The sequence below is a fragment of the Streptomyces eurocidicus genome, from assembly GCF_002891295.1.
In the GTDB taxonomy this organism is placed as follows: Bacteria; Actinomycetota; Actinomycetes; order Streptomycetales; family Streptomycetaceae; genus Streptomyces; species Streptomyces eurocidicus.
This window is the reverse complement of record NZ_LGUI01000004.1, coordinates 95,186-106,515: the sequence shown is the minus strand read 5'-3', so window position 1 is coordinate 106,515 and position 11,330 is coordinate 95,186. Positions and strand designations below refer to the sequence as shown.

Sequence of the window (11,330 nt, the reverse complement as noted above, 5' to 3'; positions counted from 1 at the left end):
CCTCGTTCAAGGCGGACTGCGGGTTTCCCTAGAGCTGGTCTCCCTGGTGACGTGCGCGTACGCACCGCACGGCCCGGGGGCTCCGGCGGTCGGCAAACGCCACGGCGGGCGGCCTGGGGGGCCGCCCGCCGTGGCGTGTCTCACCGCGTCGCCGTCACGCTCCCGTGACGGAGTCGAGCCAGTTCTCCACCGCCTCCGCCGCCAGTCCGGCGTCCGCCTTGACGATCGAGAGGTGGTCCGCGTCGACCCTGCGGATGTCGGCCGACGGAATCAGGGAGCTCAGCTCCTCACCGCCGGAGCCCTCGGCACCGGCCGGGGCGGACTCAACCCCGGCGTGCTGCCGCAGCGCCTGGAGGTTGAGCACGGGGGCCGTCGTGTGCTGCACGTCGACCCGGTTCAGCAGGCCCATCCACCGTCCCATGGCGGACAGCCGGGAGTTCGTCATCCGCACCGGGGAGACCTCGTCGACCAGGAAGTTCTGCCGCATCAGACCGGCGTAGTCGATGTCCTCGTTCCGGTCGTGCCGGATGCTGAGGGTGTCCAGCAGCACCACGGCCGTGGGCTTGATCCCCCAGGTGTTCTCCAGCAGGCCGGCGGCCGCGTAGGCGAGCGACCCGCCGGAGGAGTGGCCGACCAGGACGAAGGGCTCGCCGTCGCTCGCGCGCAGCGCGCTCTCCGCGATGACCCTGACCCCGGTCTCGGGGTTGGCCGGCAGCCGCTCCCCCGCCGCGAAGCCGACCAGTGGCACCGCGCAGACGTGGCGCTCGCCCCGGAAGTGCGCGGCGAACCTGACGTACTCGTGGACTCCGCCGTTGGCGGTGGGCGTGCTGATGCAGATCAGCCGCGGTGTGCCGGAGCCCTCGGCGAGCGTGGTCGGCAGCGGCAGGTCCTCCAGCTCGGCCGCGTTCTCGAAGCTCGGGCGGAGAGCGCTCAGGGACCTCAGCATGACCTGGGCCTCCTGGATCCTGCCGATCTCCATGGCGTCGAGGAACAGCCGCTCCAGCGAGTCGATCTCCTGGCCCGCGGCCGGGCCCCTGAGCTCCCCGCCGGACAGGGCGCCGTCCGGGCCCGGCTGCGCGGCGAGTTCGCTGCGCAGCCAGGCGGCGAGGTTCTCGGGGTTCCTGTTGTCGAAGACGACGGTCGCGGGCAGCTGCAGCCCGGTGACCGAGGCGATCCGGTTGCGGAGTTCGACCGAGGTCAGCGAGTCGAAGCCCAGCTCGAAGAAGTCCCGGTGGGCCTCCACGGCGTCGGCCGAGGCGTGGCCGAGGACGCCGGCCGCCTCCGCGCGGACCATGTCGACGATCCGGCGGTCCCGGTCGGCCTCCGGTGCCTCTCGCAGCCGCTGGACGAAGGTGTCCGGCGCGGCGGACACGCTCACGGTGTTCGCCGCGGAGCGCCGGCTCCAACGGACCAGTCCGCGGTACGGCGGAGGCACGTCCACCTGTCCGCCGGGCGGCGTGCTGAACTCGCCCAGGGCCACCACGTTCGGCTCGGCGAGGCCGAGGGCGGTGTCGAACGACGCCATGCCCTGTTCGACGGTGACCGGCGCCAGTCCGCCGGCCCTCATGCGCTGCACGGCGGTCTCGGTCACCTTGCCCGCCATACCGTCCTCCAGCGCCCAGTGGCCCCATGCCTGCGCCTGGCCGGGCAGGCCCAGCGAGGTCCGGTGCAGGGCCAGGCCGTCCAGGAAGGCGTTCGCGGCCGCGTAGTTGGCCACGCCCGGGGCGCCGAGCACTCCGGAGATGGACGAGAACATGATGAACGCGGCCAGGTCGAGGCCCTTGGTGGCTTCGTGCAGGTGCCAGGCGGCGTCCGCCTTCGGGCTCAGCACGAGGGGCAGCCGCTCGGGGTCCAGGGAGGTCACCATGCCGTCGTCGAGGACACCGGCCAGGTGGACGACCGCGGTCAGCGGGTGCTCCGCGGGGATGCCCGCCAGGAGGGCGTCGAGCGCGTCCCGGTCCGTCGTGTCGCACGCCTCCACGGTGGGGAGTGCGCCCAGTTCCCTGAGTTCGTCGGCGAGTCCGGCCGCGCCGGGGGCCGCCGGACCACGACGGCTGACGAGCAGCAGGTGCCGGGTGCCGTTGGCGGCCAGCCACCGGGCGAGGTGTCCGCCCAGCGCGCCGGTGGCGCCGGTGACGAGGACGGTTCCCTCGGGGTCCCACGCCGGCCGGCGCGGGCCGGTGGCGGCGGGCAGCCAGGCCAGCCGTCCGACACGCACCACGCCCTCGCGGACGGCGAACTGCGCGTCGTCGGAGGCCGTCAGGGCCGGCAGCTTGGCGAGGAATTCCGTCAGGTCGGCGCTGTCGTCCAGGTCCGCCAGGAGGACCCGGCCGGGCTGCTCCGCGTGCGCCGAGCGCACCAGGCCCCAGACAGCGGCGGCGGCGAGGTCGTCACCGGAGAGCGCGCCCCGCGTCACGAACACCAGTCGCGAAGCGCTGAAGCGCTGGTCGGTGAGCCACTCCTGGAGCAGGCCCAGGGCCTGCCCCGTCGCCTCGCGCACGGCCGTCGGGACGTCGTCGTCCGCGGTGCGCACGGGAACCACGACGAAGTCCGGGACATCGGTGACGTCGGCCAGTGACGCGGCCCCGAGGGGGTCGAGGAACAGGCTCCGTACGTCCGGTGCCGCCTCCGCCTCCGGGGCGGGCACCCATTCCAGCCGCAGCAGCGGCTCGCGCCGGTGTCCGGTGACGGGAGCCGGGACGCCCAGGGTGACGGTCTCCGCCGACAGCACGGGGTCCCCGGCGGCGTCGACCGCCGTGAGCCGGACGGAGTCCTCACCGGTCTTCTCGAGCCGTGCCCGTACCGACGAGGCGCCGGAGGCGTGCAGGGACACTCCGTTCCAGGAGGCGGCGTACGGGATACGGTCCTCGTCTCCCGTGCCGAAGAAGGCGGCGGCGTGGACGAGCGCTTCGAGCAGTGCGGGGTGCAGGCCGTAGTGCCCGGAGCCGGAGGCGGTGTCGCCCGTGAGCGCGGCCTCGACGAACACCTCGTCACCGCGGACCCAGGCGGATCGCAGCCCCTGGAAGGCGGGGCCGTGGCCGGTCCCGTCGTAGAAGCGGTCCAGTTCGACGGGGGCCGCGCCGGCGGGCGGCCAGGCGGACGCGCCGAATTCCGTGCGGTGCGCGCCTGTGGCGAGCGTCCCGGTGGCGTGCTCCGTCCACACCCCGTCCAGGGCGCCCTCGGGACGGGAGAAGAACCGGATCTCCCGGGTGCCCTTCCCGTCCGGGGCGCCGACCCACACCTGGGTCACGAAGGCCGTGCCGTCGGTGAGCTCCAGCGGTGTCCCGAGGGTCAGTCCGGCGACGCGGTCGCAACCCGCCTCGTCACCCGCGCGGACGGCCAGTTCGAGGAAACCGGCCGCGGGGAAGACGGCCGTCCCGTCCACGGTGTGGTCCTTCAGCCAGGGCTGGGACACCGTCGACAGCCGGCCCGTGAACAGCATCCCGCCGGAGTCGGCCAGTGACACGGCCGCTCCCAGCAGCGGATGTCCGGCCGGCGTCAGCCCGGCGGCGGACACGTCCCCCACCGGGGCGGCCTGCGCGGGCCAGTACCGCTCGTGCTGGAACGCGTACGTGGGGAGGTCGACGCGGCGGGCGCCGGTGCCGTCGAAGAACCCGGCCCAGTCCACGTCCACACCCGCGGCATACAGCCGCGCGAGGGCCGTGAGGAGGGCGGTCTCCTCGGAACGGTCCTTACGGAGGGCCGGAACCGCCAGGGCGGTGCCGTCCAGGGTGTGCTGGGCCATGGCCGTCAGCACCCCGTCCGGACCCAGCTCCAGGAACACGGAGGCGCCTTCGGCCTCCAGGGCACGCACGCCGTCGGCGAAACGGACCGTCTCCCGGACGTGCCGCACCCAGTAGTCCGCCGAGCACACGAGTTCCTCGGTGGCGAGCCCGCCGGTCACGTTGGAGACGACCGGAACGCGGGGGCTTCCGTAGACCACCTCTTCGGCGACCTTGCGGAAGTCGTCCAGCATCGGGTCCATCAGCGGCGAGTGGAAAGCATGACTCACCGAAAGACGCCGCGTCTTACGGCCCTCGGCCGCGAAACCCTCGGCGATACGCAGAACCTCAGCCTCGTCGCCCGCGAGGACGACCGACTCCGGGCCGTTGACCGCCGCGATCGACACACCGTCGACGAGCCGCGCGGCCACCTCGGCCTCCGGGACCTGCACAGCCACCATCGCACCACCCGCGGGCAACGCCTGCATCAGCCGCGCACGCGCCGACACCAGACGGCACGCGTCCTCCAACGAGAACACCCCCGCCACGTGGGCCGCCGTGATCTCACCGATGGAGTGCCCGGCGACGAAGTCCGGGCGAACCCCCCAGGACTCCACGAGACGGAACAGTGCCACCTCGACCGCGAACAGGGCGGGCTGCGTGAAACCGGTCTCGTCCAGCCGCGCTCCGTCGGTGTCGGTGAACATCACCTCACGCAGCTCACCGTCGAAGCGCGCCAGCACCGCGTCCAGCGCCTCCGCGAACACCGGGAAACGGGCGTACAGCTCCCGGCCCATACCGACCCGCTGCGCACCCTGACCCGAGAACAGCACCGCGAGCTTCCCCGCCCCGGCGAGCCCGCGCGCGGCCTCCACGGCCCCGTCGTCCCCGGCCAGCAGGACCGCACGGTACTCGAGGTGAGCCCTGGCCGTCGCCAGCGAGAACCCGACGTCCAGGGGCGACAGGCCGGCGAGCGCGGAGACCTGCTCCAGCTGTGCCGCCAGCGCGGCCTCCGACTTCGCCGAGACCGGCCACGGCACCGCCGACGGCGAGACCCCCGGCTCGTCCCGGCCGACGGGAACCCCGGCCCCGGGAGCCTGCTCCAGGATGGTGTGCGCGTTCGTGCCGCTGATACCGAAGGCCGACACGGCGGCACGGCGCGGGCGCCCGGTGTCCGGCCACTCGGCCTGCTCCGTGAGGAGCCGGATGTCACCGGCCGTCCAGTCGACGTGGGAGGAGGGGGCGTCGATGTGGAGGGAGCGCGGCAGCACCCCGTGGCGCATGGCCATGACCATCTTGATGACGCCGGCGACACCGGCCGCCGCCATGGTGTGGCCGATGTTCGACTTGAGCGAGCCGAGCATCAGCGGTCGTTCCCCGGCCCGGTCCTGACCGTAGGTCGCGAGCAGGGCCTGGGCCTCGATCGGGTCGCCCAGGGCGGTGCCGGTGCCATGGGCCTCGACGGCGTCCACGTCATCGGTCGACAGGCCGGCGTTGGCGAGGGCCTGGCGGATGACGCGCTGCTGGGACGGGCCGTTGGGCGCGGTCAGACCGTTGGACGCGCCGTCCTGGTTGACGGCGGAGCCGCGGACGACGGCGAGGATCTCGTGGCCGTTGCGGCGGGCGTCGGAGAGCCGCTCCAGGACGAGCACGCCCACGCCCTCCGCCCAGCTCGTGCCGTCGGCCGAGTCCGAGAACGCCTTGCACCGGCCGTCCGTCGACAGGGCGCCCTGCCGGCTGAATCCGCTGATGCTCATCGGCGTGGACATCAGCGTCACGCCGCCGGCCAGGGCCAGTGAGCACTCGCCGGTGCGCAGCGCGTGGGTCGCCAGGTGGAGCGAGACGAGCGAGGACGAGCACGCGGTGTCGACGGTGAGGGCGGGGCCCTCCAGGCCGAAGGTGTAGGACAGCCGCCCGGAAAGGACGCTGCTCGCGAGTCCGGTGCTGGCGTGGGCCTCGACGTCCTCGCCGGAGTTCAGCAGGATGCTGCCGTAGTCGGAGCCGCTGGTGCCGACGAAGACACCGGTCTCGGTGCCCCGCAGGGACGTCGGGTCGATACCGGCCCGCTCGATGGCCTCCCAGGTGGTCTCCAGCATCAGCCGCTGCTGCGGGTCCATCGCCATGGCCTCGCGGGGCGAGATGCCGAAGAAGGGGGCGTCGAAGTCGCCGAGGCCGTACAGGAAGCCGCCCTGGGACGCGGCGCTGCGGCCCTGGTCGCCCTCCGCCCCGCCGAGCAGGGTCGCCAGGTCCCAGCCCCGGTCGGTCGGGAAGTCGGAGATTCCGTCGCGCCCGTCGGCGACGAGCCGCCACAGGTCCTCCGGGGACGCCACGCCGCCGGGCAGCCGGCAGGCCATGCCGACGATCACGACCGGGTCACCGGCGTCCGCCGTGGTCGCGACGGGGGCACGGACCTCGCCGTGTTCGTCGAGGAGCACGGCGACGAGGTGGTCGGCGAGCACGGTGGGGTTGGGGTAGTCGAAGACGAGGGTGGCGGGCAGGCGCAGTCCGGTGGCGGTGGAGAGCCGGTTGCGGAGCTCGACGGCCGTCAGCGAGTCGAAGCCCAGGTCGTTGAAGTCCCGCCGGGTGTCGATCGCCTTGACCGAGGCGTGCCCGAGCACGGCCGCGGCCTCGGTCCGTACGAGGTCGGCGGCGAAGGCGTTCCGCTCGTCGCCGGTCAGCTCGGTCAGCCGCTGGACGAGCCGGGCCGCCGCGGCGGCGCCGCCCGCGGTACCGGCCGCCGTCCGCCGGCCGCCCTTGACCAGGCTCCGCAGCACCGGCGGCACCGTGCCGCGGTCCCGGGTGCCCGGGGCGATCGGGCCGAGGGGCACGAGGTGGGAACCGGCGGTCGCGGTGGCGGCGTCGAACAGCGCCAGGCCCTGCTCGGCGCTCAGGGGCCGCACGCCCAGCGGCGTGCTCTGCCAGGGGTCCGTGGGCGGGACGGCCGACCGGTCGTCCGTGGCCCGGGCGCCCCAGGCGAGGGACTGGGCGGCCAGGCCGTGCGCCGCGCGGTGCCGGGCCAGCGCGTCCAGGAAGACGCCGCCCGCCGCGTGGTCGCCCTGCCCGGCGGTGCCGAGGACGCCCGAGACGGAGGAGTACAGCACGAACGCCGCCAGGTCGAGGTCCTTGGTGACCTCGTGGAGGTGCCAGGCCGCGTCCACCGCCGGGCGCAGCACCGCCGACAGCCGCTCGGGCGTCAGCGAGGCCACCGCGCTCTCGGCGTCGAGGACGCGCTCGGTGTGGACGACGGCGGTCAGCGGGTGGGCGGCGGGGATCGCGGCCACCGCCGCGGCCAGTGCCGCGCGGTCGGCCGGGTCGCAGGCGAGGACGTCCGCCTCGGCGCCGAGGGCGGCCAGCTCCGCGGCCAGTTCACCGGCGCCGGAAGCCTGGGCGCCGCCACGGCCGGCCAGCAGCAGGTGTCGTACCCCGCGCTCGGTCACCAGGTGCCGGGCCAGGTCACGGCCGGGGCCGTCGGTGGCGCCGGTGATCAGGACGGTGCCCTTCGGGTCCCAGGCGCGCGGCTCGGCGGGCGCGGTCTCCCCGGCGGGGGCCGTACGGACCAGGCGCGGCACCCGGACGGCGCCGTCGCGCACGACGAACTGGTCGTCGCCGGTCACCAGCAGGCCCGGCAGGTCCGCGAGGACCTCGGCGGGACCGCCGTCCTGGAGGTCGAGGAGCGCGATCCGCCCGGGGTTCTCCGACTGCGCGGAGCGCACCAGGCCCCACACCGCGGCGGCGGCGAGGTCCCGTACGGGCTCGCCCTCGTCGGCGGAGACGGCGCCCCGGGTGACGAACACCAGCCGGGAGCCGGCGGGCAGTTCCCGGCCGGTCCGCTCGCCCAGCAGGTCCAGGACCCGGGCGGTCAGCTCGTGGGCGGCGGCGGGCACGTCGTCGCCGGTGCCGGAGACGGACACCACGACGAGGTCCTCGTCGCCGGTGAGGTCGGCCAGGGACGCGACCGACGCGCCCACGCCCAGTTCGTCGGCGCCGAGCGACACGCAGCGGGGCTCGGCGGAGGGCACCTCGGGGGCGGGCACCCAGGCGAGCGACAGCAGGGCGTCGCGCCCGGCACCGGGGCGGGCGGTCACGGGGTCGGTGGCCGACGGGCGGCGCAGGACCAGCGTCTCCGCCGACAGCACCGGCGCGCCGTCGACGTCGACGGCCGCGATGGACACCGAGTCCTCGGCGGTCCGGGCGACGCGGGCGCGGACGACCGAGGCGCCGGCCGCGTGCAGCGACACGCCTCGCCAGGCGAACGGCAGCATGAGGTCGTCCGCGCCGCCGACGCCGGCCATCCGGTGCGCCTGCAGCACCGCGTCCAGCAGCGCCGGGTGGATGCCGAAGGCCCCGGCCTCCCCGGAGACGTCACCCGGCAGGGCGACCTCCACGAAGACCTCGTCCTCCCGCTGCCAGACCGAGCGCAGCCCCTGGAACGCCGGGCCGTAACCGGTCCCGTCGTAGAAGCCCTCCAGGTCGACGACCACGGCGTTGCGCGGCGGCCACGACTCCGGCCCGAAGGCCGCGACGCGCTCGCCGGTGGTCAGGGTGCCGTGGGCGTGCTGCACCCACTCCTCACCGGGGGCGCCGTCGGGGCAGGAGTGCACGGTGATCGTCCGGGCGCCCGCCGCGTCGGGGGCTCCGACCTGCACCTGGACCCGGGTGGCGGTGGTCTCCTCCAGCACCAGCGGGGTGAGGAGGACGAACTCCTCGACGCGGCCGCAGCCGACCTGGTCGCCGGCGCGCATGGCCAGCTCCAGGAAGCCGGTGGCCGGGAAGAGCACGTTGCCGCCGAGGACGTTGTCGGTCAGCCACGGCGAGGTCTGGGCCGACAGCCTGCCGGTGAACACCACCTCGCCGGAGTCCGCGAGCGCGAGCATCGCGCCGAGCAGCGGGTGTTCCGCCGGCATCAGGCCGGCGCCGGTCACGTCCCCCGTGAGGGCGGGCCGGGGCCAGTAGCGCTCGTGCTGGAACGGGTAGGTGGGCAGGTCCGCGCGGTGCGCGCCCGTGCCGGCGAACCAGGCGGCCCAGTCGACGCCGACGCCGGCCGTGTGGAGGCGGGCGAGGGCGGTGAGCAGGGCCGTCTCCTCGGAGCGGTCCGCGCGCAGGGCGGACACCGCGAGGGCGGTGTCGTCCAGGGTGTGCTGGGCCATGGCCGTCAGGACGCCGTCCGGGCCGAGCTCCAGGAACACGGAGGCGCCTTCGGCCTCCAGGGCGCGCACGCCGTCCGCGAAACGGACAGTCTCCCGGACGTGGCGGACCCAGTAGTCGGCCGAGCGCACCAGCTCATCGGTGGCGAGCCCGCCGGTCACGTTGGAGACGAGGGGGATGCGCGGGGACTCGAAGGACAGGCCCTCCACCACCCGGCGGAAGTCATCCAGCATCGGGTCCATCAACGGCGAATGGAAAGCATGACTCACCGACAGCCGCCGCGTCTTACGACCCTCGGCCGCGAAACCCTCGGCGATACGCAGAACCTCAGCCTCGTCGCCCGCCAGGACCACCGACTCCGGGCCGTTGACCGCCGCGATCGACACACCATCGACGAGCCGCGCGGCCACCTCGGCCTCCGGAGCCTGCACGGCCACCATCGCACCACCCACGGGCAACGCCTGCATCAACCGCGCACGCGCCGACACCAGAGCGCAGGCGTCCTCCAACGAGAACACCCCCGCCACATGGGCCGCCGTGATCTCACCGATGGAATGCCCGGCGACGAAGTCCGGGCGAACCCCCCAGGACTCCACGAGACGGAACAACGCCACCTCGACCGCGAACAGGGCGGGCTGCGTGAAACCGGTCTCGTCCAGCCGCTCCGCGTCGGTGTCGGTGAACATCACCTCACGCAGCTCACCGTCGAAGTGCGCCAGCACCGCGTCCAGCGCCTCCGCGAACACCGGGAAACGGGCGTACAGCTCCCGGCCCATACCGACCCGCTGCGCACCCTGACCCGAGAACAGCACCGCGACGTTCCCGGTGGTGTCCTCGGCGTACCCGCGCGCGACCTCGACGACCTCGTCGCCCTCGGACAGCAGGACCGCCCGGTGCTCCAGGTGCGCCCTGGTGGTGGCCAGCGAGAAGCCCAGGTCGAGGGGCGAGGCGCCGGTCAGCGAGGAGACCTGCGCCAGCTGGGCGGCGAGCGCCTCCTCGGACCGCGCGGAGACGGGCCACGGCACGGCCGACGGCACGGTCTTCGGCTCGGTCTCCTCCGGCTCACCGGGCTCCTCGGCCGGTGCCTGCTCGATGATGACGTGGGCGTTGGTGCCGCTGATGCCGAACGACGACACGCCGGCCCGCCACGGGCGGTCGGCCTTGGGCCACTCCTGGGCCTCCGTCAGCAGCTCCACCGCGCCGGCCGACCAGTCCACGTGGGACGACGGCGTGTCCGCGTACAGCGTCTTGGGCAGGACGCCGTGCCGCAGCGCCAGGACCATCTTGATGAGGCCCGCCGCACCGGCCGCGGCCTGGGTGTGGCCGAGGTTGGACTTCACCGACCCGAGCAGCAGCGGCCGCTCGGGGTCGCGCCCCTGACCGTAGGTGGCCAGCAGGGCCTGGGCCTCGATCGGGTCGCCCAGGGTCGTGCCGGTGCCGTGCGCCTCGACGGCGTCCACGTCCGACGCCGTCAGCCCGGCGCCGGCGAGAGCCTGCTGGATCACTCGCTGCTGGGAGGGGCCGTTGGGGGCCATGAGGCCGTTGGAGGCACCGTCCTGGTTGACGGCGGAGCCCCGGACGACAGCGAGGATCTCGTGGCCGTTGCGGCGGGCGTCGGAGAGCCGCTCGACGACGACGATGCCCACGCCCTCGGACCAGCCGGTGCCGTCGGCGTCGTCGGAGAACGGCTTGCACCGGCCGTTCGACGCCAGCCCGCCCTGCCGGGTGAAGCCGGCGAAGCTCATCGGCGTCGACATCACCGTCACGCCGCCGACCAGCGCCAGCGAGCACTCGCCGGTGCGCAGCGCGTGGGCGGCCAGGTGGAGCGAGACGAGCGAGGAGGAGCACGCGGTGTCGACGGTGACGGCCGGGCCCTCCAGGCCGAAGCTGTACGAGAGCCGCCCGGAGAGGATGCTGCCCGCGAGTCCGGTGCTGCCGTGGCCCTCGATGTCCTCACGGGAGTTCAGCACGGCGTTGATGTAGTCGACGCCGCTGGTGCCCACGAAGACGCCGGTCCGGCTCCCCTTCAGCGACACGGGGTCGATGCCGGCCCGCTCCAGCGCCTCCCAGGAGGTCTCCAGCAGGAGGCGCTGCTGGGGGTCCATGGCCACGGCTTCGCGGGGCGAGATGCCGAAGAAGTCCGCGTCGAACGCGGCGGCGTCGAGGAAGCCGCCCTCGGCCGTCGCGCTGCTGCCGCCTCCGTCGCCGCCGAGGATGTCGAGGTTCCAGCCACGGTCCGTGGGAAATGCCGAGATGCCGTCCCGGCCGTCACTGAGCAGCTGCCAGAGCTGCTCCGGCGACCGCACTCCGCCGGGCAGCCGGCAGGACATCCCGACGATGGCTATCGGCTCCTGCTTGGCGGACTCGGCCTCCTGAAGCCGCTGACGGGTCTGGTGCAAGTCGTTCGTGACCCACTTGAGGTAGTCAACGAGCTTCTTGTCGTTCGGCATGACGTGGAACCTT

General features: G+C 74.2%; 1 pseudogene. It reads right to left on the bottom strand.

What is annotated here, in order from left to right:
• Positions 1 to 154: 154 nt before the first annotated feature.
• A pseudogene (locus tag AF335_RS14750) lies at positions 155 to 11,290 on the bottom strand (SDR family NAD(P)-dependent oxidoreductase); the annotation flags it as partial.
• Between the last annotated feature and the right edge of the window lie 40 nt (positions 11,291 to 11,330).